Origin of the sequence: Paenibacillus sp. LPE1-1-1.1 (assembly GCF_040676435.1) — a bacterium.
GTDB lineage: Bacteria > Bacillota > Bacilli > Paenibacillales > Paenibacillaceae > Pristimantibacillus.
On the sequence record NZ_JBEGHY010000012.1, the window covers coordinates 654196 to 678519 of the forward strand.

The following is a 24324-nucleotide window of genomic DNA, read 5'->3' on the forward strand; positions in this document are numbered from 1 at the left end:
ATGTACAACCGGTCCTATCATGAACTAGCCCTTAACGGAGCCGACAATAATGCCTCTGACGAAATAACGTTGAAGGAACGGATATAAGATTGCGATAGGCAGAACGGTCAGGCAGGTCATGGCCATCTTGGCTGTTTCGAGCGGCGGGGCGATCACTGCGCCGCCGATCTGCGCGCTGTTGCCTGATGCGAGATATTGAATATTGGCCATCATGAAGTACATCATGTATTGAATCGTATACAGCTTCTCGTCCGAGATGAGCATCAGCGACAAATAGAAGTCGTTCCAGAACTGAAGCGCATAGAACAGCGAGATGGTGACGAGACCGACTTGGCCGAGCGGCAGCATAATCCGGAAGAAGATGCGGAAGTGGCCTGCGCCGTCGATTTGCGCGGATTCGATAATCTCGTGCGGGATGCTTTTGAAATAATTGGCTTGCAAATACATGAGAAACACATTGAGCAGATAAGGAACGAACAGCCCCGCGAGCGTATCGTCCAGGTGATAGTATTTGGTGCTCAAAATATACCAAGGCAGCGTTCCCCCGCTGAACAGCATGGTGAAATACGCCAGGAAGGCGAAGAAATTACGGTAACGGAAGCCTTTGACCGTAATGACGTAAGCATAGGCCGTCGTAACGAGAACGGCGCATGCGGTGCCGAGCACGGTAACGGCAACGGAGGTCATATATGCTTGAATGATTTGCTCCGCCTTCGAGCCGAACATGAATTTGTACGTGTCCAGGCTGAAGCCGCGAGGCAGGAAGGAGTAGCCTTCCGCCGCGAGCTTCGCTTCCGTCGACAGCGAGCCGGAGACGGCGAGCACGAACGGTGCCAGGCAGATGAGGGCGAATATGCCGATGCAAATATAGAAAATAACAATAAGCGTTCTATTTTCTTGATTAGCCATATCACATGTCTCCTAAAATAGTTTACTTTCTTTGTCGTACCAGCCGGCCAGCTTGTTCGCGACCAGGACGAGCAGAAATCCGAAAACGGACTGATACAGCGTAATAGCCGAAGCAAAGCCGAACTCCCCTGAACGAATCGCTGTGCGATAAACATAAACGTCGATAATATCGGTCGTCGGAAGCAGCAGCGGATTCAGGAACGTGACCCCCATAATCATGCTGAGATCGCCTTTAAGCATGCCGCCGATACTGAGCAGGGTAAGCAAAATAATCGAAGGTATGAGCAGCGGCAGCGTTATTCGCGTTATCAGCTGAATTCTGGATGCGCCGTCGATTCGGGCCGCTTCATAATAAGCAGTATCGATGCCTTGCAGGACTGCGTAATAAATGATCGCGCCATAGCCCGCGCTCTTCCAGATGTTTGCGGCGACCAAGATGACAACGAACATCCACGGATCGGAATACCAGTCGACAGGCTGCATCCCAAGCGTTCCGAACAGGCGGTTGATCAGCCCTTTATCGAAGTCCAAGAGGGAGAACAGAATGGCGCCGATGACGATCCAAGAAATAAAATAAGGAAAAAACATGACGCTTTGCGTAATTTTGATGAAGGATTTGCTTCTCAGCTCGTTCAAAATAATGGCAATCGCCACCGAGAAGAAGGTGCCGGTCAGCATGTACAGCACGTTCAGCATGACCGTATTGCGCGTGGCGCGAATCGCGCTGTCCATGCTGGAGAAGAAAAAATCGAAATTGTCGAAGCCCGCCCAAGGGCTGCCGAATATGCCGCCGTTGTAATTGTAATTTTTGAAGACTAGAATGAGGCCGCTCATAGGTAAGTAGGCAAACAGAATAAGTACAATAACTCCGGGCAAGGCAAGCAGCAGCAGCGGGCTGTCGTTGCGCATGGATTGGAGCCAGCTCTTGCGGCCGGCAGGTCTGGGCCGCTGTAACGCTTCGTCTGACATCGTAATTCACTCCTTCAAGATCTCTGTAAGATGGAAGCTTCCGCCGTTTAGGGTAACGAAGAGCCGGCGTGCTTACCTGAAAACAGCATATATCCCGCACAAATGTAAGCGCCATCATAAAGAAATGAAATCGCTTAAATCGACCGTGTTCAAGCGGCTTTAAAAAAATGAAATCGCTTAAAAAAACCGGTTTTAAGCGGTTTTTTCCCGTCTTTGGCGGCAGTGAACGGAAAGCTCGCGAAAAAAAAGAAGCCCCAAAGCAATTTGCTTTGGGCTTCCCATTAGTCGTTTTGCTGCAGAATATGGTTCAAGCGCCATTTGGACGGAGTCACGCCGTAACGTTTTTTGAACAGCGTGGTGAAGTAGGTGCTGCTGCCGTAGCCCGTCCTCTCCGCGATTTCCCGAATATCCAGCTCCTGCTCGGTCATGAGCAGCGTGCGGGCTTGCTCGAGCCTAACCAGATTCACGAAGTCCGGAAAGCTGCTGCCCGTTGCTTCGGTAATGAGGCGGCTCAAATACGGAGGACTGATCGCCAGCATCTCGGCCAAGCTGTTCAACGAGAGCATCTGATCGCCGTAATGCTTGCGGATATAGGCAATGGCCTCGCCCGCCACGCTGCGGGTTTGCACCGTATTGAGCATCCTAAGCTTCTCGCATGCGTTCAAGCAAAGCTGCTCCAGCCAGCTTCTCAGCTCTTCATAATCCGTTATCCGCCAAATGCGCTGATAATGCTCCAGAAAGTCCGAATGCCGCGCGAAGCCGTCCGCATGGCTGGCATCGCCTAGCTTGTTCAGCTCCGAGGCGAGTCTGGACATGGCGATCGTCGCCTGCTCCGCCCGGTAGCTGCCGGCTGCGGCCAGAAGCCGCTCGATTGCTCTTGGAATCAGTTCATGCTCCTGGTTTCTCACGACTTGCAGCACAGCTTCAAGCGTAGGGTCCGGTATCGGGCTGCTGTTCAAATGAATCGTATCGACCGTATGGATAACGGATGCTTGAAATTGGAACTTCAAGTACTGCAGGCAGCCGTTTGCCTCGTCGTACAGCTGCTTCAGCTGACCCGAATCGCTAGACAGCCGGCTGATGCCGATAGCGCAGGTGGCGCTTGGCCATGTTCGAACCTGGCTTTCGAGCTGTTCCCAGCGTTCGCGGGAGAGGCCGTAATCGCCGAAGCTGCCGGATAGCGTCTCGCTGACGATCAGTACGGCGGCTTCCGGATGCGGAAAAAATCCGCGACAGGCAGCCATGTCGCCGAACAGCTCCTCGGTCAGCTTTGGCAGGCTCTTGATCTTCTCCATCCATTCTTCGCCCGACATGCCGTTCTCTGCGGCGGAATGGTTCAAATGAAGCACCGCCACGTAAAACGCCGCATTGCCGTTAGAATCCTTCATGGGAGGAAGCGGGGACGATAAATGCTCCCCGGACCGGTAAGGCGACGTGAGCCAGCGAAGCAGGGCGCTGTCCTCGTTCTCGCGCTTTAGCTCCCCGAATCGTCCGGCGATTCTCTCGAGCTCCCGGTTCGCTTCTTCGAAGCCTCCGCCATGCGCGAAGGCTGGGCGATCGCCGAACAAATTATGGATGTTGCCGAATAGATGCCCGATCGGCTTGTACATGCGATGCGAGACGAACGCGGCAACGGCCGAAGCGGCGGCGATCAGCGCCAGACATAGTCCGATCATCAAACTTAAGGCATTCGATATGTCCCGAATGCTGTCCTTGTAAGAGGTTTCCGAAAGAAACCAAAGCTCTCCCTGCTGCGCTTTGCGATACGTAATCAGCTTCTTGCTCCCTTTCTCGGACTTCCATATTACCGTCCCGATCTTGCTGTCCCCGGTTACGATTTGCCGCAGCATGCCTTGATCGAAGGTTGTTCCGGGCGGCCCGTTCTGCATCAGGAGAAGGCCTTCAGCGTCCAGTACCGCATATCGCGTACCGCCGTCATCGCTGCTTCGGAACACATTTTCCTGAAGCTTCCGCAAATTGACCGTCATGGCGATCGCTCCATTGTATTCGCTGCTGCCGAAGGCGCGGTCATTGTAAAAGAGGGTCATGAGCGTCACTTCCGCTCCGCTGTTCATTGCCGCGGACCATACATACGGTGACTGCTTGATCTCGCTGCCCTTGACGCGTTCGAACAGCTCCTGCTTCGCCGAGTTGCTGAGCGGATTGTTCTCGAACATGAGGACCGGACCGTCCTGCCCCATGATATAGGCGTTCTCCAGAAAAGCGTTGACCGTAAGCGTGCCGCGTATTTGGCTGAGCGCGCTGTACAGCTGGCCGCTCCAGCTGTTGTCTCCGCTTTGCATCACCGTGTTAATGTTCGGATTGCGATAGAAGTCCATCGTATAGTTCTGAACCATGTCCATGTACTTCGAGAATACCGTTTCCGTATTAAGGAGAACGCTTTCATTTACTTGATTGACATTGTCGATCGTTTTTTCCCGAAACCAAAAGAACAAGGCGGTAGCCAGCACAAGCACCGAACAGATCGATATCAAGGTTAGACTCATAAAAAATCTGATTTTCAGCTGCCTTTCTCCCCTCATCGCTATCGCTCCTTTATGGTAATAACTATACACATAATTGAAAAGGAAGGTAACTGCTTGACAGCAAAATCAACTTATCCATATAGCATGAATATATAAAAAACGTGAAAATAAGCAAGGATGTTTTAACATTACGATGTTTTCTTGAACTATACTTGTATAGGCTTACATTTCATTCCGTACAGGGAGGCAGGAGCATGCGCAAGTTTCAAAATCCGATTTTGTCGGGCTTTTATCCCGACCCATCCGCCATACGAGTCGGCGATGACTATTACCTGGTTACGTCCAGCTTTGAGTTTTTTCCGGGAGTGCCGATTTTCCACAGCAAGGATCTTGTGAATTGGCGCCAGCTCGGCCATGTACTTGACCGCCCGTCCCAGCTGAATCTGGACAACATTCAACCATCAAGAGGCATTTGGGCGCCTACGCTTCGCTGTCATAACGGCGTCTATTATATGATTACAACTTTCGTAGACAACGATAAGGAGTGCCATAACTTTTATGTCACAGCAACCGACCCGGCCGGCAGTTGGTCTGATCCCGTATGGCTGGAGGATGCGCCTGGCATCGATCCTTCGTTGTTTTTCGACGATGACGGAAAGGTCTATTACACCGGCAACCGGGTTCCGCCGGAGGGACAGCTGTATCCGAAGCATATGGACATCTGGCTTCAGGAGCTGGATTTAGCGAGCGGGCGGCTTATCGGGCCAAAAACGAGCATTTGGCAGGGAGCGCTCAAGGTTGCGCACGCCCAAGAAGGGCCGCATCTGTACAAAATCGGCAGCTGGTATTATTTGTTGATTGCGGAAGGCGGCACCGGTCATACCCATGCGATCACGATTGCGCGAAGCGATTCGCCGGCAGGACCGTTTGAGGGCTACAAGGGCAATCCGATTCTGACCCATCGTCATTTGGGGCGCAGTTATCCTATCGTCAACGTCGGCCATGGCGAGCTAATCGAAACGCAGAAAGGCGACTGGTGGATGCTTTGTCTCGCTTCCCGTCCGTATGGCGGCTATTTCCGCAACTTGGGGCGCGAAACGTTTCTTGTTCCTGTTATTTGGGAAAGCGAGTGGCCGGTCGTTAGCCCGGGGAAAGGGGTTGTGGAGCAGGAAGGGCAAGCGCCGGACTTGCCGGAAACGGCCTGGCCGCAGCTTCCGGCGCGCGACGATTTCGATTCGCCGGAGCTGGCGCCGGTCTGGAACTTCATCCGTACGCCGTGCGGTGATTTCTGGAGCCTTACGGATCGACCCGGCGCGCTGCGCCTGACCTTGAAGCCGGCGTCCATCGCCGTTGCCGGCAATCCTTCCTTCGTGGGCAGGAGACAGCAGCATAGCAGCTTTCGAGCCGAAACCTCGTTCCGCTTCGCACCGCAGGAAGCCGGCGATGTGGCGGGGCTCGTGCTGCTGCAGAACGCCGACTTCCAGTTCAGGATGGAATACGGAAGCTTCGGCGGCGTTACGGAAATCCGGCTTACGCAGCGGAAGCACGGAGAAGAGACGGTGCTCGCCGCAAGCCGATACGGAGGAGAAAGCCTGATCCTGCGGGCGGAGGCGAATGGCCAGCGGTACAGCTTCTTCTGGCGAGGAATCGAATCGGAGCATTGGCAGGCGCTGGCCGAGGAAGCCGACGGCACGATTCTGAGTACCGATGTGGCTGGAGGTTTCACCGGTGCCTATATGGGCATGTACGCAGCTTGCACGGAAGCAGGCCGCAGGCATTACGCCGACTTCGACTGGTTCAGCTATGAACCGCTCGATCGCGAATAGGGAGCGGCTAACCCTTTTTTGCTAGTACAACAGTATAAATTAACGGGTTCGTAAATGAGAAAGGAGTGCAGCTATGCTGATTACCGTATCCGTGCATGAAAAGGATAAGGCAGATTACAGCCGTTTGCAGGAGGCGGTCGACGCCATTCCGAAGGGCTTGGAGGAAGCGGTCACGATCCGCATCAAGCCGGGGCTTTACGAGGAGAAGGTGACGATACCGGCAACCGCGCCGCCTATTCTGCTGCTCGGCGAGGATCAAGAAAGGACGATACTGACATGGTCGGATAACGCCCATACACTGGGGGCCGACGGCGAGCCGCTCGGGACGTTCCGCACGGGCACGCTGAATGTGTTCGCCGATTCGTTCACGGCGGAGAATGTGACGATCCGCAACGCCTCGGGGCCGGGTACGGGCCAAGCGGTGGCTGCCTTCGTGGATGCCGGGAAGGCGGTATTCCGCCGCGTTAAGATGCTGGGTGACCAGGATACGCTGTATACGGGCAAAGGCAAACAATACTATAGCGAATGTTACATCGAAGGCGATGTCGATTATATATTTGGCGCGGCTACGGCGGTATTCGACAGATGCCGGCTGCATAATAAGCGTTCAAGGGGGTACATAACGGCTGCTTCCACGCCGCAAGACGAAGCGTTCGGTTATGTGTTCCTTGATTGCGTCATTACGGGCGGCGAAGGGGTGCGAGACGTTTATTTGGGCAGGCCATGGCGGCCTTATGCCCATGTAGCATTCATCCGGGCTACCATCGACGCTTCGATTACGGCGGAAGGTTGGCATAACTGGGGACAGCCGGATCGCGAAACGACGAGCCGCTACGAGGAATACGCTAGTATCGGAGCGGGAGCTGCCGCGGACAAGCGGGTGTCCTGGTCGCGCCAGCTGTCAGCGGAAGAGGCGGCGGGCTATCGGATCATTCATATTTTCGACGGCTGGCATCCTGAGGGCTACTAGCGCCGCCCGTTGGAGCAGGCAGGGGAGAGGAGAGGGCGATGCCGATGAATGTTGAACGTTATTTGAGCTCGCTGACAGAGCAAGCGGCGAGGAAAAGGACGGCAGGCGCTGTGCCCGGCAGCGCGGAGAGAAGGGCCAGGCTGGGGGCTGCCTTCAGCCGTCTGCTCGGCGAATTCCCGGATGAGAAAGAGGAGCTTCAGCCGCGGCTGCTTGAACGGCGCGAATGTGACGGCTACATGCGCGAGCATATCGAAATCGCGACGCTGGAAGGGCTGCGGATGAAGATGTACGTGCTGGTGCCGGATCGGCCGGCAACTGATCCTGCGCCGGCCGTCATCGCGCTGCACGGCCATGGCTATGGGTGCCGGGAGATTGTCGGCTTGGAGCCGGATGGCACGGAGCGCGCGGGTAATCCAGGGCTCCATAAGGATTTTGCCGTTTCGCTTGTGCGGGAGGGGTACGTGGTAGCCGCGCCTGAGCTGATGGGCTTTGGCGAGCGGAGGCTCGCCGAGGACAAGGAGGAGGGGCCGGGTAAAAACTCTTGCTTCCGGCTGGCTGCGTCTTTGCTTTTGACCGGTCGGACGCTTGCCGGCCTCCGTATCCGCGAAACAGCGAGAGCAATCGATTATTTGCAGGGAAGGTCCGGCGTGGATCCGAACCGGATCGCAATCATGGGCATTTCCGGCGGCGGACTTGTTGCGGGCTTCACGGCGGCGCTTGATCCGAGAATCCGCTGCGCGGTCGTCAGCGGGTACGCAAGCTTGTTCGAAGAGAGCATATTGGCTCGCAACCACTGCCTGGATAATTATATCCCGGGGATTTTGCTGGAGGCAGAGATGCCTGAGCTGCTCGGACTCATCGCGCCTAGAGGATTATTCCTGGAATCAGGAGATACGGACCGCGTGTTCCCGCGCGGGCCGGCAGAGAAGGCGTACGGCGAGCTGCTAAGTCTGTATGCGGCGGCGGGAGCGCCGGATGCCGTGTTATGCGATTTTTTCCTGGGAGGCCATGAAATGAACGGGGGTCCGGCTCTTGCATGGCTGCGCAGGCAGTTGACGGAGCCTGCCGATATTAAGGGAGGAGAGGCATGATGACGTCTGAACATAAGCAAATGCAATTGGAGGGCTGGTCGCGCCGGATAGCCGATACGATAATGAGCCAATGCCGGGAGGACGGCTTCCACGACTATCCGCTTGAGCGCTGGGCTTACGTCCCGGGCATGCTGCTGATGGCGATGGCGCGAGCGGGCAAGCAGTTGAACGAGGACCGCTATTTTTCCTTTATGCACCGCCACATGGATCATTTCGTGGCAGAGGATGGAACAATCGGCACCTATTCGCTGGAGGAATATAACCTCGACCAAATCAATCAGGGCAAAAATTTGTTCATGCAGTATGCGCGCACCAGCGAAGAGCGTTATGCCAAGGCGGCTCATACGTTGGCCGCTCAGCTCATGAGCCAGCCCCGCACCTCGGAGGGCGGCTTCTGGCACAAGAAGGTTTATCCGTTCCAAATGTGGCTGGACGGCCTATATATGGCATCGCCCTTTCTGGCGGAATATGCCAAAGTATTCGAGCGTCCCGAGCTGCTGGACGAGACTGCGCATCAGCTGCTGCTCATTGAACGCAGAACCCGCGATAAGCGCAGCGGCCTGCTCTATCACGGCTGGGACGAATCAGCAGAGCAGGAATGGGCGGACTCGCTTACCGGACTGTCCCCGCACTTCTGGAGCAGGGCGATGGGCTGGTATGCGATGGCTCTGGTCGATTGCCTGGAGCACTTTCCGGTCACGCACCGGCAGCGCGGCACAATCATAGGCATATTCGAGCGCATGTGCCTTGCTCTCGCGCGCGTACAGGATCCGTCGAGCGGCTTATGGTATCAGGTGCTCGATCAAGGCGAGAGGAAAGGCAATTATTTGGAGGCGACAGGCTCGATTATGTTCGTCTATGCAATGGCGAAGGGGCTGCGGCTCGGCTATCTGAGCCCGGTCTTCCGCGCTGCTATGCTGAAGGGCTATGAAGGCATTATCGGGAAGCTGGTGACAGAAGACGAGAAAGGCGTGCATCTCCATCAGATATGCCACGGAGCGGGGCTCAGCAAGGACCGCAACGGCTCGTTCGACTACTACATTTCCGAAGCGGTCGTCTCCGATCATTATATGGGTATAGGTCCGCTGCTGCTCGCGGCGCTTGAGGTGGAGCAGGTGCTTGACGCCTAATACATTTGCTTCATACATGAATTAGTAACAAATCAGTAATCAAACGGAGTTGGATACTAGCAGCCGTTTTACCGGAATTTCGGTAAAACGGCTGCTTTTTTGTGAGATCCGTATCGATTCAGTTCCCGCAGAACGGAGTAGAAACTTTGATAGGGGTATAAGGAAAGGTTTAAAATACTTGCCGTTTAGTATTGACTTGGAGTTAACTCCAGACTGTAAACTCCTATATATCAGAGAAAGGGGCCGAAGAAGAGCCGAGCCCTCGAGATCATGAACAATGATAAAGCATTTGTTCACTAATTAACAAATTGCGCTCATCTAACAATTGTATGCTTTCTGTATTCAGTGTTTACTGAAGGGAAACAGACGTTCAGGAATAAGGCCGCAAGCCAAAATTAATGAAAGGGAGTTTGATTTTGAGCAATGTTTTGATTCTTGGAGCAAACGGGCAGGTTGCCCGTTATGCTATTGATAAATTCCTTAACGAGACCGATGCCCAGTTGACGCTTTATCTGCGTAACAAAAACAATCTGAGAAACATGGAATCAAGCCGCAATCGGGTAGTTGAAGGCGATGTTTTGGATATCGAAAAACTAAAAGAAGAAATGCAGGGACAGGATATCGTCTATGCCAATCTGGCTGGCGATCTAGCTGATGATCTGGAAAAAATGGCAAAAAACATTGTGAGGGCAATGGATTCGACTGGCGTCAAACGTCTAATTTTTATCAGTACCATGGGGATTTATGATGAAGTGCCTGGAGAGAAGTATGGCAGTATATTGAATCCATACCGAAAGTCAGCTCAAATCATTGAAGCCTCTGACCTCGACTATACGATCTTGAGGCCCGGATGGTTTACCAATAGGGATGAAGTTGACTATGAGACAACACAGAAGGGCGAACCGTTTAAAGGATCGGTCGTATCGCGCAAAAGCGTTGCAGACTTGATCGTTAAATTAGCGGAATTGCCGGAACTGGAGGTTAGGCGCAGCTTGGGGGTAAACAAACCCGAATGATGAAGAAGCCGCCCGTACCTAATCATATAACCGAGGAGGACTGAAACGTGGAACGCTTATGGACGAAGCCGTTTATTCTCATGACCGTAGGGATGCTATTTCTATTCACCGGATTTTATTCGCTGCTTCCGACGCTGCCGCTGTTCATCAAACAAATGGGCGGAAACGAAGCGCAGATCGGGCTTTCGGCAGGCGCGTTTATGCTGTCTGCCGTCATTTTCCGGCCGATCGTAGGCGGTTTGCTGGACCGGTTCGGCAGGCGTCCGTTTATCATCTGGGGGCTGCTTCTTTTCACTTTGGCGATGTATATGTATGACTGGGTCGGCGGAATCGTCGTTCTGTTGGGGCTCAGAATAGTACACGGGATGAGCTGGGCCGTTTCCACGACCGCAGTTTTCACGGCGATTACGGATATTATTCCGTCCACCCGCCGCGGAGAAGGAATGGGATGGTTCAGCATGGCTATGACTCTTGCTATGGCGGTCGGCCCGATTTTCGGTATCTGGGTTACGCAGAACCTGTCGTACCACGCTCTGTTTCTATTCGTCGTTGGTTTTTCTGCCGCAGCGCTGCTCTTGATGTTTGATGCTAAAACACCGTTCCGGCCGCAGCAAGGGGCAAAGAAAATTGAGTTTTTTGAAAAATCGGTCTTGCCCGTTACGGCATCGGTGTTTTTTCTGACGATCGCTTATGGCGGCATTACTACGTTTGTCCCGCTGTTCGCTATCTCGATCAATGTCAATGCCGGCGCGTTTTTTCTGGCCTATGCTGCGACGCTCGCGCTTATTCGTCCTATCGCGGGAAAGCTTTCGGACCGTCACGGAGAGACGTTTGTCATTGTACCGGCCCTTGTCATAACGATATTGGCTTTAATTGCTTTGAGCTTCTCGACCGGATTGCTCGGCGTGCTCATCTCGGCTGTTCTGTACGGCATCGGATTCGGCTCCGCGCAGCCGGCGCTTCAAGCCGCAACGATAAGTCTTGCCCGGCCGGACCGTAAAGGGGTTGCCAACGGTTCTTTATTAACGGCTACGGATCTCGGCATCGGGCTGGGGGCGATCATGCTGGGCTGGGTCTCCCAGTACACGAGCTTTCAGGTATTGTTTACAGTCGGCGCGGTGTCAGTCGTGGTTTCTTTGCTGGTATTCACATTGTACGTAAAACGATTACTGAAAAATAATCCGCTTAGCCGCCCGCTGAATACCGGTGCTCTTGCATCCGAAGAAGTTGACGCAGCTTCATTGTAGCCTTCCGCAATCGTTCTAATGTAGAGAGGCATGAAAGAGAGGCTCGGGTAAAATACCCGAGCCTCTCACTATGTAATTTTCGTGGGATGTTAGTTTCTATTGAGATATTGGGCTAGCAGGTTAAGAATGGCTTCTCTTCTTACGGGTTTGCTGATGTAATCGTCCATACCCGCTTCCACGCATTTTTCCCGATCGCCCTTCAGGGCATTGGCGGTTATGGCGATAATTGGAGGGGCCGGGTTTGGATGCAGCGCTTTTTTGATGGCTCTGGTTGCGTCTACCCCGTTCATTACCGGCATATGGAGATCCATCAGGATCAAATCGAAGTGTTCATGAACTGCCGCGTCGACTGCTTGCTGCCCGTTTTCAACAATCGCTACGGAATGCCCGAGACTCTCAATCATTTTGGTAAGCACCAATTGATTGGTTGGGTTATCTTCCGCCAGCAGAATCTTCGCATGCTGATTGCTAGCCAGCAGAGCATTCAAAGATTTGCCGCGCAGATCTTTAGCTTGCGCTCCGTACTTAATATGGAACGTAAAGGTAGAACCGTTCACGCCGTCACTATCCGCATGAATCTCGCCGCCCATAAGATCAACGATTCTTTTGCTGATCGCAAGGCCTAGGCCTGTCCCTTCATGCTGCCGGGTCATAAAATGATCGAGCTGGGTAAAAGGTTCAAAGATATCGGTTAACTTCTCCGGCGGGATGCCAATTCCGGTATCTATGATAGTAAATGCGAGAAAGGGAGCTTGTTGATCCTTAATTACGTTTCTAACGGACACTGAAACGGAGCCGCTCGTTGTGAACTTCACTGCATTGCCGACCAGATTGAGAAGGACCTGCTTGAGCCGTTCCGAATCGGCATATATGAATTCAGGTACATTATGGTCAATCGTATAAGTCATTTTCAGCTGCTTTTCAGCAGCTTTTGACGAGACCACCGCAAAGGTGTCTCTGATACAGCTGCGAAGCTCAAACGTTTTTTCTTGCAATTCGCTCTTTCCTGCCTCGATTTTAGACAAGTCCAAGATGTCGTTAATGATGCCGAGAAGCGTATCTCCGCTTGTGCGAATAATCTCGACGTAGCTCCGCTGCTCCTCATCCAAATCGGTCGTCTCGAGTAATAAATCCGTCATCCCGATTACCCCGTTCATAGGCGTTCGGATTTCATGGCTCATCATGGCCAAAAATTCGCTTTTGGCTTTGTTGGTATTTTCCGCTGATTCCTTGGCAAGGATTAGCTGCTTTTGTTCCGTAATATCTTTGCAGATCAAGTAAAAGCCGATGTTTTGCCTGTTCACGAATATAGGGGCGATACTGGTAAGCACCTCAACCGTTTCGCCTCCCTTGACTGTTAAATAAGTAATATCTTGTTCTACCGTGTTATCATGCAGCGCATCCCCGATAATCCGGTTGACATTGGCTTGACCGATTAAGTTGGCGAGCTCCATGCCGACTAACTCGCTTTGAACGTGATAGCCCGTAAGCTTTTCGGCCATATTGTTGGCGTTAATAATTCTGCCTTGCAGATCCAGAGAGATAACGGCATCGTGATTATACTTTTTGAGTGAAGTATACCGTTCTACCGATTCCTGCAGCTTCTGCTCCGATTCTTTTTGAGTAGTAATGTCAATGAGCTGTAAGAGATAGTAAAGCGGTGTGCCGGCATCGTCCCTGAAAATCCGCATGGTTAATTGCGCCCATAGGTTCTTGCCGTGCTTAGAGATAAACCGATTCTCGAGGTGTATTTCCGATTTTGCGTCTCCTATTAATTGTTTGATATCTTCAATTCCCTGTATGGCATCATTGGGATGGGAGAGTTGGCCAAATTTAAGGGTAAGACATTCCTTCTTGGAATACCCTAAAATTTTCGTGAGAGCCGGATTTACAGCAAGAATAGATCCATCAACGGCTACAAGAGCAATTCCAAAGGATGCATACTTAAATACCTGTTCATTAAAGGAAGTAGGGTTTAGATTAACTCGATGCACGGTGGGCCTCCATATGTTTTTTATTTGGCTTATTTTTTTGTCCAACGTGAGAGCGCTGCATGTCTCGCCATCCTAGGATTGAATTATGAATCTAACTTTATTTATTAACCATTCCTCTAAAAATTGAAACAGGATCTGCATCGAAAATTATTTTTTTTCAGAATGGCGGCAGGTCCCGTGATAGTATAAATAGGAGCCGTCGATTATGATGGGATTTATATGAAATGCTGAAGATCATGCACATGCGGAAAGGAATGTTTGTTTGAAAATGATCAAATGGATTATTGCATCCCTTAACATTGCTGTTATGCTGGCCGTTTTTTTGAATATGGATGTCTTAATCGATTGGATAGAGCAGAAAGAAAATAGCGGCTTCATCGTTGTCTTTGTTCTTACCGTAGTATTAGCTGCAGTTCCAGGCATTCCGTTTGGTTTAGTCGGCGGTCTTATTGGGGCAAAGTATGGTTTGTTGTGGGGGAGTATGATGAACGTTGCTGCCTCTACGCTGGCTGCTGCGTTAGTTTATCTCTTATTCCGTTATCTGCTGAACAGTCTGGGAACGGCATTGGCGGAGAAAAATGCCTCATTTCGGCGAATGCATGAATTTATAAAACACCATACATTCTGGGCGCTGCTCATTGCGCGTATTATTCCTGTTATGCCTGCGGCACTTATCAATTTATATGCAGGCGTGTTTGGCTTGCCATTTAAAATCTTTATTTTGTCGACCCTTCTTGGAAAAATTCCCGTTATGCTTGTGTTTGCATATGTTGGGGCGAATATGCGCTCCGGTTCCACAAATTGGATGGCTGCGGTTGCTATTTATTGTCTATTTTTGCTTATGGTTTATGCAGGATATCAATGGCGTTACAAAAGAATATAAATATAGATGGAATACCGCGATTACTATAAAAATGAATGAAAGCCCTTCCTTGACAAGAAGGGCTTTGTCTTGTTTTCTTAATATTGGGCGAAATTCCATATCTGTTGTGGGGCCAAGGAAAATGCTGGATCGTTCCGCTGGAAGAGGATATGGTTATCTTTAAAGCAGACCGGTGCTGCTGTCAGATCAATTTTAGCATTCAATTTGTAGACGGCAAACCCATCGTGGATGTGGATCAGGTCATCGGATAGCGTAGAGTATGATGCAAAAAAAATAAGCCCGGGTATGATCAATTTCCTTGATCATTCCGGGCTTTTTCACGTAGCAGCCTTCCAACAAACCTTACCGGTTTTTTCTGAATTCAATAGGCGTACAACCGATTTCCTGTTTGAAAAGCTTAATAAAATAGGAGTAATTCGCGTAGCCGATTTTGGCCGCGATGGCATTTACGGATAACGGCGTGGTTTCGAGTAAATGCTTCGCAACCTTGATGCGGGCTTGAATGATATAGTTCCCTAACGAGATGCCCGTTTCTTTCTTAAACAGCCTCGCCAAATAATCCGGATTGAGATAGACGATTTCCGCCAGGCTCGTTCTTGTCAGTTCATCCCCGCAATGGGTGCGGATGTGATGCTTTATTTCTTCGACGACCGATTTAGGCTGTTCCGTGAAATTACGGTATTCCGTCGCGCTGTTTACCAAATACCGGAGATATTTCTCCATGTCTTCGATCGAATTCAACGATTGCATAAACAATTGGTCGTTGGTTCTTCCCGTATACATTTTATGTGCCTGAATCTCTTTGCTTCTGAGATAAGCGTATACAAGCTGAACCATATCGAGCCGGAACAAGCTCAGGACGGAAGCGTTCAGCATTTGGGTATGCGTGATATTCAGCAAATATTTTCCTGTTTCCTCTAGAAATGCAAGCGGCTTGTTTTCCTCCAGCAGCTGCTCCAGCAGCGCCAAATCCGGCGGCGTATAGAATGCTTCCTGCTGCTTGTAATGTTCGAGCAAAAAGGTCTGATTGCGGAAGTTGATCACCTTCTCATTCATGCCGAGCAGGTTTTTCATCACCTGATGGATGTCCGCAAGCTCTTCCGTGGGTGCGATATTGCAGCATGCGTCGCACTTGAGGTATTTATTCGCTCTTTGTATGAAGGTTGAGCAAATGCTTTCAACGATAAGGGAGTCCGGCTTGTCATGCCATTTCAGAATGGCGATCCAGTTGTATTCCTTGAACTCCAAGATGGTTTCTACCGCAAACCGGGCATCTTGGAACAATTCATGCATAACATTGAGCAGCGCAAAATCAAACAGGTCCTTATCTTTTTTGCCCAGGCTTTCCTCGTAAGGGAAGATATGAATATGCAAAGGCTGCATCCTGTCCGCTAATTCATAAGAAAGATTTTGCTCCGCGATCAAGCTCGCAATGTTGGCGGGATTGGAGTAAGCGGTTTTTCCCGAAATCAGCTTGCGCCAGAAATGCTCATGAACGTTTTTTTGGTTTCTTTTCCAATAGTAGCCTTCCTGTACCGCTTTAGCGTGATCCTGCCGTTCATTGGCTTTGACGACCGCTTTTTGGATAATTAGCGCGAGCTTGTCGAACTCGATCGGTTTTAAGAAATAGTCAAAGCTTTGCAGCTCAATCGCTTTTTGCGCATAGTTGAAATCGGCGTAATTGGTCAGGAAGATCGTTTGGATGTCGTATTGTTCCTCCCTGATCCAAGCGAGCAGCTCCAGGCCGCTGCCCTGCGGCATTTCGATGTCGCATATCAAAATCTGAATCGTGTTCTGCTTCAGCTGTTCCTGCGCTTGGGCAATATTATAGGCGGTATAGACATTCCCGATCGACAGCGCTTGCCAATTAATCTTCTTCTCGAGCGCGGTCACGACAAAGTAGTCGTCATCTACAAGCAGTACGTTCATTAGGTTTTGCTCCTTTCACAGCTTATCCTGCGGGGGATGGGGAAGGCAGATCGTTACGCAAGCGCCGCCAGTCTCCGCATTGGAGAAATGGATGCTCGCTTTGCTGCGGTACAAGTATTCCAGCCTCTCGAGCGTATTCATGATACCGATATGATTACCGTCCGACTGATCCAAAGGCAATCCGCTCTCAAGCCGTTCCAATATTTCCGTAGTGAATCCGGGGCCGGTATCGGAGATGCGAATGACAGCCGTCTCCTCCTCCGAATCCGTTTTCAAGTCGACAGCCAGTTGGATTTGCACCTCATTTACACGCGAAACGGCGTATTTCACCGAGTTCTCGATAAACGTTTGGAGGACAAGCGGCGGAATTTTCAAATGGCCCGTACCGTCAGCCTGGTCAATATGGAACGTAAACGCATCCCTATAACGGTGTTTTTGGATTTCCAAATAAATGCGGACATGGTTAATCTCATCTTCCAGCCTCACGAAATCCTGTCCGTTCTGAAAGATATAACGAAAATAATTGGATGTTGAAATGGCCATGCTTTGAATTTCCTCATGCATCTGCATCTGGGCCATGCTATGAATATTCGTTAAGCAGTTCAGAAAAAAGTGGGGCTTGATCTGCAATTTCATGTATTCAAGCTGAATTCTTTGTTTTTCGAGCTCATGCTCGTAAATATCGATTTTGAAAATTTTAATTTGCTCGAGCAGATTTTTAAACAGCTTGTTCGCATACTCGAGCTCGACGATTTTATTCATTTTGAGATCGAGCGGCTTGCTGTCCTCGTTAAACTGCGTCAGATTATACGAAAATTTTTTAAGGGGCCTTAGGATTAGGATATTGAAATAGACCATGATCCCGCATATGGAACAAGCGACAATGGCAGCCAGGAGCATAATGAGCAGCTGGGCAATCATTATTTTTTCAAACGCTCCGAATTTCATAAGCATCTCTACGCCGAAGGTTGCGTTTGCAAATTGCCCGCTGACGGTGGTTCTGGTTTGCGCCAGGTCCAGAATGGACTTCTTCTCCGCGTCCTTCAGGGCTGCCGCTTCTTCCTCCGATTTCGGGTTAACGATGATGTCTCCGTTCTGATCAACCAAGGAAACAAGGCCGTTGCTTTCTTGATCGATCTGCTGCAAGGGACGGATCAGGTTATCGGCGGAAATCAGGCAAATCATGTAGCTTTCATAATAAGGCACGATATTAATGATGAAATATTGATCATTGATAAGGATAGGAGACCAATTGGAATAAAACTTTTCAAATAGGTTTTTATCTTGAACGTAGGTAAATATCTGCTTTTTTAATTCCAGGTAATCGGAATAGTTTAGGCTTGTCGGCGCGGTATTCAAAAAGTATTGCTGGTCCTTTAGGTAGACAAAGAAATTATATTTTTGATTATAATTTTTTTGAAGCTCGGAAAAACGCTTATACAGCTCTGTATTCGCCTTTATAAATTCGCTGTCGTCCGGACGAAATTTGTTCATGGTTTTTACGTTTTCGTCGTTTGCGAGCGTCCAACCCATATATTGGTTGATATTGGAAAAATCAAGGTTGATCCGATCGATGTACATATTGGCGGTATCCTGCAAAAATCGGGTGGTTTGCTGCTTTACGATTGAAATTGCCGAAAAGCTGATAACGCAATCCAGTACTAGTACAGAGATGAGAATCAAAAGCATCACTTTAACATAGTGCCTGATCGGATAGGATTTGCCTGCCGTTCGTTTTGTCATATGTCTCATTCAGAGTCCTTTCCTTCCGGATTAGCTGAGAAAACGGCTGTATCTGTTAGTAAATCCTATTATAATGCCAATGCTGAGCAATAAGACATACCGATTGTTTCCTTTTTGATCCAAAGTCCGAAATGAACCATAGAAAGTCTGGATAGCGTTATCATTGCGGTAATCATCAGGGTTTGCCGGACAAGCCTATCTGCCATTTTCCCCATAAAAGTCCGAATAACCGTTCTGGGAAGTCCGCATTGTTAAAAAAGAAGGTTCTATAATAAAGAGGCGGGAGAGAGTGGCAACTACATGGACGGAGAAAGATGAAGGATGGGGGGAACGCTTTGAAAACCAGCCAAATGAATGGCAATATGCTGCACACATTCGGGCGGATAAGAAAGAACTGGGGCTTGTACATCCTGCTGCTGCCTGCAGTGGTGCTGCTTTTGCTTTTTTCGTATAAACCGATGTACGGCGTGCTGATTGCTTTTAAGGATTACAGTCCAGCTCTGGGAATCATGGAAAGCCCTTGGGCGGGGTTCAAGTATTTCGAGAAATTTTTCAACTCCTATCAATTTTCGATCACGATAAAAAATACGCTGATCATTAGCCTTTACAGCATAGCGACCTTTCCGATCCCGATTATGCTGGCGCTGATGATCAATCAAATGCGCGTAAACCGCTTTAAGCAATTGTTCCAGACCGTCACCTACATGCCGCATTTCATTTCTACCGTAGTTATGGTCGGCCTGATCTTGATCTTATTTTCACCCGGCAATGGCCTGATCGGAAATATTTACCGGCTGCTGGGAGCTGAAGCACCGAACCTGATGGGATCGGCCGGGTGGTTCAGCAGCGTATATGTTTGGACGGATGTCTGGCAGCATACCGGCTGGGACAGCATCATCTACATTGCGGCCTTATCGGCGGTCGATCCGAGCCTTTACGAGGCGGCGAAGGTGGATGGAGCAAGCCGCTGGCAGCGAATTCGGTTTATTGATATACCCATGCTGCTCCCGACGGCAATCACTTTGCTGATTCTTCGGATCGGTGGACTGCTGGGCGTGGGCTTTGAAAAGGTATATCTCATGCAAAACAACTTGAACATATCCTCGAGCGAGGTGATTGCGACCTATGTATACAAAATCGGGATGCTTAGCAGCCAATACAGCTTTTCCTCGGCGATCAACCTGTTCAATACGATTATTAATTTCGTTTTGCTGATTCTTGTCAACCAAATGGCGAAAAAATACAGCGAAAACAGCCTGTGGTAACAGAAAGGAAGGATCATGATGAACGCACTGGAAGCGGCGGCGAAGCCGGCTTTACCGAAAGGAAAAAGGCGTACCCCGGACGTCATGGAAATGTTAATATATTTGTTTGCGGCGCTAATGCTGATCATCATCGTATATCCGCTTTATTTTATCGTAATGGCGTCATTCAGCGATCCGGCTGCGGTCGCTAACGGCAAGATGTGGTTATTCCCGAAAGGCTTCACATTGGATGGCTACAAGGAGCTGTTAAAGCATTCGAACATTTGGATTGGCTACAAAAATACGATTTTATACACGGCAGCTGGGACGTTAATCAGCTTGGCGATCAATGTCTCGGCAGCGTATGCGCTCTCCAGAAAGGACCTTGTCGGCCGCAAAGCCATCACGATGTTTTTTATCTTCACGATGTTTTTTAACGGGGGTCTAATCCCTACCTTCCTGACGATTCGGGACTTTCATATGTATGACACGTTTCTCGTCATGGTGCTGCCTTTCTCCGTTGCCGTATTCAATATCATCGTGGCTCGAACGTTTTTCCAGTCCAGCATTCCCGGCGATTTATGGGAAGCCGCGCAGCTCGACGGGTGCGGCAACCTGAAATATTACGTTCAAATCGTTTTGCCGCTGTCCAAAGCGATCCTGTCGGTTTTGGCGCTTTGGACGGCCGTAGGCTATTGGAATTCCTATTTTAATGCGCTCATTTACTTGAAAGACCAGGATTTGTATCCGCTGCAGCTCGTGCTGCGGAACATCCTGATTACGAACCAGATGCAGTCGAGCCTGGGGACAGGCGAAGCGGCGGTCGTTGCCCTGCGCCTTGCCAATCTGATGCGCTATGCCGTCATCATTGTGTCTACGCTGCCGATTATGTGTTTGTATCCGTTCGTGCAAAAGTACTTCAACCAGGGGGTGATGATCGGCGCCGTAAAGTAAGCCTGTCGGATGATTTCAAAATAGGTCGAGGGGGAATTTTCGAATGGGTATCAAATCAAAAACAACGGGAAAAAGACGGCTGGCTATATTGCTTATGAGCTTCACCATGCTGTTCAGTCTGATTGGCTGCGCAGGCAAAGCCGAGGATGCACCGGCTGATAAAGGCTCCGATTTCAACAAAGAAGGACTGCCGATCGTAGCGGCTCCCGTCACGCTGGACGTGTTGACCGTTCGTTGGGGCAATATGGGCGATACGTTCAAGAGCAATAAATGGCTGCAGGACCTTGAGAAAGAGAGCAACGTAAAGATCAATTGGCAGGTCATGTCCTCCAATGACTGGGGCGAGCAAAAGTCGATTATGCTGGCGAGCGGCACGCTGCCGGATATCATACTTGGCGACAACGTATTTTCGGATTCCGATATCGTAAACAACTTAACCTATTTCCTTCCGCTGGATGATTATATCGATGAATACATGCCGAATCTGAAAGCTGCCTTGCTAGAAACGCCTGAGATGAAGAAAATTAGCACGTTCCCGGACGGAAAGATGTATTCGCTTCCTGCAAGACTGCCTTCGCGGCCTATGACTACGATGCAGCCTGTCATCAATAAAGCATGGCTGGAGCGCCTGGGCCTTGATATTCCAAGCAATATCGAGGATCTGTACAATGTGTTCAAAGCATTCAAAGAAAAAGACCCGAACCAAAATGGAAAAGCGGATGAAATTCCTTTTAGCGGTTCGGTCGACATCAGCATGGATTTTCTGAACCCATTCGGCATTACGGATTTGAACGGCAACAGCATGATGCTTAAGGAAGGCGATCCGATATTCTATCCCGCTTCCAACGAATACAAAGAGGGCCTGAAATGGGCGCATAAATTGTATTCGGAAGGCTTGATCGATCAGGAGCTGTTCACGCAGGACAACACGATGTCGACGGCGAAGCAGCAAAATCCCGACGCCGCTCTTATAGGCTTCTCCAATCAATGGATACCGGACGCCGTCTTCGGCAAATGGAAAGATGAATATGCAACCATTCCTTCAATAGCTGGACCGGACGGAAACCGGTACCAGACAGGGGATCCGGTAGGCTTAAGCTTGAGACGCAACGAGCTGTTGATCACGACTTCCAGCAAGCATCCGGAAGTTGCGGCACGTTGGGCAGACCAGTTCTACACCAATGAAGCAAGCATTCAAAATTTCTGGGGTGCAATCGGCACGGTAATCCAGAAAAATGACGACGGCACTTACGCATTGATGTCCCCTCCGGAAGGCACAAGCGCGGATGCTTGGTACTGGGAGCAATCCTTGCGGGATTTCGGACCGAAATACGTAAGCCCGAGCTTCGAGAAAAATATTATTCTGGACGAGAAGACCGGTGACGGACTGAAGCTCGTCATTGATAAACTGAGCAACGAGTATGTGACCGAGCCATTCCCGAATGTAATGTACAGCGCGGAAGAATTCCAGGAGCTGCCTACGCTTACTACGGATATCGACAGCTATGTCAAGACGACACGCGCCCAGTGGATAACCAAAGGAAACATCGACGAAGAATGGGATGCGTATATCAAGCAGCTTAATGCGATGGGACTGGAACGGCTTGTTGAGATTCGTACCGACGCTTATGAGCGTTACTTAGACGTCAAGTAATAATCATGAAGGAGCATGCTAGCGATGGTAAAGGTAACGGTATGGAATGAAAATCGCCACGAGCGGATTAATCCGCTCGTAGGTGAAATTTACCCGGATGGCATTCATGGCGCGATTGCCGGATTTTTATCAGAAGCCGGTTATGATGCAGGAACGGCTACGCTCGATGAGCCGGAGCACGGTTTGACGGATGATGTTCTGAATCGGACCGATGTATTAATTTGGTGGGGACATTTGGCGCATCATGAGGTGGAAGAGGCTGTCGTCGAGAAGGTGTATGATCGGGTGCTGAAAGGAATGGGACTGATCGTTCTGCACTCGGGGCACGCTTCGAAAATTTTCGCCAAACTGCTTGGCACGAGGACCGGGCAGTTGAAATGGCGCGAAGCGGACGAAAAGGAACGGATATGGGTGATCGATCCGGCCCATCCGATCGCATCTGGGCTAGGCGAATATATCGAGCTTCCGCAAGAGGAGATGTACGGCGAGCATTTCAATATCCCGGCACCCGACCAGCTGGTATTCGTCTCTTGGTTTGAAGGCGGCGAGGTGTTCCGCAGCGGCGTCACGTACCACCGGGGCCAAGGGAAAATCTTCTATTTCCGTCCGGGCCATGAGACGTATCCGACCTATCACAATAAAGAAATCCAGAAAGTAATCGCAAACGGCGTACGCTGGGCAGCGCCAAGCAACGCGAGCGAACCCGTATACGGCAATGCGTCGCCGCTGGAACCGATACGTTCGAAAGCTTAAGGGAGGAGAGAGAGAAAGATGAGAAAGTTCCGTATCGGTTTGATCGGTTTGGGAGGAATGGCCCAAGAGCATATCAGGTGGATGAACGCGGAGGGCCGTTTTGAGGTGATTGCCGTGAGCGACGTGTACGAAGAAGCGTTGGTCAAAGTCGGGGAGCAGCTCGCTATCGCTCCCGAGAAGCGTTATTCCGACTATAACGGCTTGATTGAAGACCCGGATGTCGATGCCGTGGTGTCCGTCACGCCGAACAATGTCCATGCGGATATTATCAGGGCGTGCCTGCAGGCGCGGAAGCCGTTCATGGCAGAAAAGCCGTTTACCCGCGTGTTCGAAGAAGCTGTGCCGCTGCTTGAATTGTACGAACAGCAGCCGATTCCGGCGATGCTCGCTTTTACGTACCGCTATACGCCGGCTTTCCGTTACGCACGGGAGCTCCTGCGGGAAGGAAGGATTGGCGCGGTCCGCAGCTTCTCCATTCAGTATTTGCAGGGATGGGGCGCGGCACCAAACAATGTGCCCTATATATGGCGGTTCAACAAAGAAATTACCGGTACGGGGACGCTTGGCGATTTGGGTTCGCATATGATTGATATGGCACGCTTTCTCTTTGGAGAATTCGAAGAGCTGTCGGCGCAGCTGCATACCATTATTCCCGAACGGCAGGATCCCGCAAGCGGGAATAAAGTCAAAATCGAGGTCGACGACTTCGCGAGCTTCCAGGCGCGGATGACGGGAGACGCCATGGGCGTCTTCCAGACGACACGCAACGCCATCGGTTCGGGCAATCAGCACGAGGTGTCCATCTACGGTGACACCGGTACGATCCATGCGTCAACGCAGCATCCGGAACACTTGGTTTGGATCCGCGAGGAAGCGCCCGGACAGCTTGCGAAGACCGTGATCGAAGTGCCTAAGTACTGCAAAGTAACGCAATACGCCGATTTCACGGCTCTGCTCGAGGGGAGTGTCCCCGATGGCATAGCGGGATTTATGGACGGCTACCGCAACCAGCAGATATTGGACGCCATTGTCAGGGCAAGTGAATCGAAAGCAGCCATACGTCTATAATTTTATGCGGATACAGCACTTAGAGAAAGCAGCCTGCTCCTTGTGGAGCGGCTGTTTTTTTGCGGTATATCCCGCCAGCAGCCTTAGCATAGGCTGGCGTTACTGCTCATTCCATTTAGGGCGGGGCAATTCGGCAATCCGGCAATCGGGCAATCGGGCAATCAAGTCTGTGCAACAGAAATACGCCTGGCGCGGTATCATCTGCTCTACATTGCAGTTTATACAATTGAATCGCCCATTTTAGGTTTTTTTATCTGGTTGAGGGAGATTTCTGCTGTATTTTCTGCAGCGTAGCTTCTCCAGTGTAGTGCCATGTGAGAGTTCTGTTGTACTTTCTGCATTAGAATTTAGCGCAGGTGCTGCTTGATTGCATGCTAAATGGTCTACTGTAATGGAGAAACTAGAATAATAAGCCATAAGGACAGGTACGGAAAACAAAGAAGATGGCTCCGATAGGC

At 50.5% G+C, this 24324-nt stretch carries 18 protein-coding genes; 12 read left to right on the plus strand and 6 right to left on the minus strand.

The annotated features are described in order from the left end of the window. Window positions 1-24: 24 nt before the first annotated feature. From MRBLPE1_RS13410 to MRBLPE1_RS13420, 3 genes are all read right to left on the minus strand, one after another. The gene (locus MRBLPE1_RS13410) at window positions 25-909 is read right to left on the minus strand and encodes a carbohydrate ABC transporter permease (RefSeq protein WP_364146007.1); all 885 of its coding nucleotides are present in this window, start codon (window positions 907-909) and stop codon (window positions 25-27) included. 12 nt (window positions 910-921) lie between these two features. Next, on the minus strand, window positions 922-1878 hold the full coding sequence (locus MRBLPE1_RS13415) for an ABC transporter permease (protein WP_364146008.1): 957 nt from the start codon (window positions 1876-1878) through the stop codon (window positions 922-924). A gap of 281 nt (window positions 1879-2159) precedes the next feature. Beyond that, on the minus strand, window positions 2160-4421 hold the full coding sequence (locus MRBLPE1_RS13420) for an AraC family transcriptional regulator (RefSeq protein WP_364146009.1): 2262 nt from the start codon (window positions 4419-4421) through the stop codon (window positions 2160-2162). Between the two features lie 197 nt (window positions 4422-4618). On the opposite strand from MRBLPE1_RS13420, the gene MRBLPE1_RS13425 reads away from it, so the two are divergent. The 6 genes from MRBLPE1_RS13425 to MRBLPE1_RS13450 all read left to right on the plus strand — a co-directional run bounded on the left by MRBLPE1_RS13425 (window position 4619) and on the right by MRBLPE1_RS13450 (window position 11644). Continuing rightward, window positions 4619-6190: a glycoside hydrolase family 43 protein gene (locus tag MRBLPE1_RS13425; protein ID WP_364146011.1), complete on the plus strand. Its 1572-nt coding sequence runs from the start codon at window positions 4619-4621 to the stop codon at window positions 6188-6190. A 73-nt stretch (window positions 6191-6263) separates the two neighbouring features. After that, window positions 6264-7160 carry a pectinesterase family protein gene (locus MRBLPE1_RS13430; RefSeq protein ID WP_364146012.1) on the plus strand — a complete coding sequence of 299 codons (897 nt, stop codon included), beginning with the start codon at window positions 6264-6266 and terminating at the stop codon, window positions 7158-7160. 38 nt (window positions 7161-7198) lie between these two features. Further along, a complete protein-coding gene (locus MRBLPE1_RS13435; RefSeq protein ID WP_364146014.1) occupies window positions 7199-8251 on the plus strand; it encodes a dienelactone hydrolase family protein in 1053 nt (350 codons plus the stop codon). Next, window positions 8248-9381, plus strand: coding sequence for a glycoside hydrolase family 88/105 protein (locus MRBLPE1_RS13440; protein WP_364146016.1), 1134 nt, complete (start codon window positions 8248-8250; stop codon window positions 9379-9381). The genes MRBLPE1_RS13435 and MRBLPE1_RS13440 overlap by 4 nt, the downstream gene beginning before the upstream one ends. A gap of 416 nt (window positions 9382-9797) precedes the next feature. Beyond that, complete coding sequence (locus MRBLPE1_RS13445) at window positions 9798-10397, plus strand: SDR family oxidoreductase (RefSeq protein ID WP_364146017.1); 600 nt, start codon at window positions 9798-9800, stop codon at window positions 10395-10397. Window positions 10398-10444: 47 nt separating this feature from the next. Then, window positions 10445-11644, plus strand: coding sequence for an MFS transporter (locus MRBLPE1_RS13450; RefSeq protein ID WP_364146018.1), 1200 nt, complete (start codon window positions 10445-10447; stop codon window positions 11642-11644). An 89-nt stretch (window positions 11645-11733) separates the two neighbouring features. On the opposite strand, the gene MRBLPE1_RS13455 is transcribed toward MRBLPE1_RS13450, so the two are convergent. Continuing rightward, window positions 11734-13638: a PAS domain S-box protein gene (locus tag MRBLPE1_RS13455; RefSeq protein WP_364146020.1), complete on the minus strand. Its 1905-nt coding sequence runs from the start codon at window positions 13636-13638 to the stop codon at window positions 11734-11736. 268 nt (window positions 13639-13906) lie between these two features. On the opposite strand from MRBLPE1_RS13455, the gene MRBLPE1_RS13460 reads away from it, so the two are divergent. Next, window positions 13907-14521 carry a TVP38/TMEM64 family protein gene (locus MRBLPE1_RS13460; RefSeq protein ID WP_364147278.1) on the plus strand — a complete coding sequence of 205 codons (615 nt, stop codon included), beginning with the start codon at window positions 13907-13909 and terminating at the stop codon, window positions 14519-14521. Between the two features lie 342 nt (window positions 14522-14863). On the opposite strand, the gene MRBLPE1_RS13465 is transcribed toward MRBLPE1_RS13460, so the two are convergent. Then, entirely contained in the window at window positions 14864-16450 is a 1587-nt protein-coding gene (locus MRBLPE1_RS13465) for a response regulator (RefSeq protein WP_364146022.1), read from the minus strand. A gap of 15 nt (window positions 16451-16465) precedes the next feature. Next, the gene (locus MRBLPE1_RS13470) at window positions 16466-18202 is read right to left on the minus strand and encodes a sensor histidine kinase (protein WP_364146023.1); all 1737 of its coding nucleotides are present in this window, start codon (window positions 18200-18202) and stop codon (window positions 16466-16468) included. A 341-nt stretch (window positions 18203-18543) separates the two neighbouring features. Here MRBLPE1_RS13470 and MRBLPE1_RS13475 point away from each other — a divergent pair, with 341 nt between their 5' ends. The 5 genes from MRBLPE1_RS13475 (at window position 18544) to MRBLPE1_RS13495 (ending at window position 23866) form a co-directional block, all read left to right on the plus strand. Next, a complete protein-coding gene (locus tag MRBLPE1_RS13475) occupies window positions 18544-19458 on the plus strand; it encodes an ABC transporter permease (RefSeq protein ID WP_364147281.1) in 915 nt (304 codons plus the stop codon). 18 nt (window positions 19459-19476) lie between these two features. Beyond that, window positions 19477-20391, plus strand: coding sequence for a carbohydrate ABC transporter permease (locus MRBLPE1_RS13480; RefSeq protein ID WP_364146024.1), 915 nt, complete (start codon window positions 19477-19479; stop codon window positions 20389-20391). 94 nt (window positions 20392-20485) lie between these two features. Beyond that, window positions 20486-22045, plus strand: a complete 1560-nt coding sequence (locus tag MRBLPE1_RS13485) for an extracellular solute-binding protein (protein WP_414698886.1) — start codon at window positions 20486-20488, stop codon at window positions 22043-22045. Between the two features lie 24 nt (window positions 22046-22069). After that, window positions 22070-22798, plus strand: coding sequence for a ThuA domain-containing protein (locus tag MRBLPE1_RS13490; protein ID WP_364146027.1), 729 nt, complete (start codon window positions 22070-22072; stop codon window positions 22796-22798). Window positions 22799-22816: 18 nt separating this feature from the next. After that, complete coding sequence (locus MRBLPE1_RS13495) at window positions 22817-23866, plus strand: Gfo/Idh/MocA family protein (protein ID WP_364146028.1); 1050 nt, start codon at window positions 22817-22819, stop codon at window positions 23864-23866. Window positions 23867-24324: the final 458 nt, after the last annotated feature.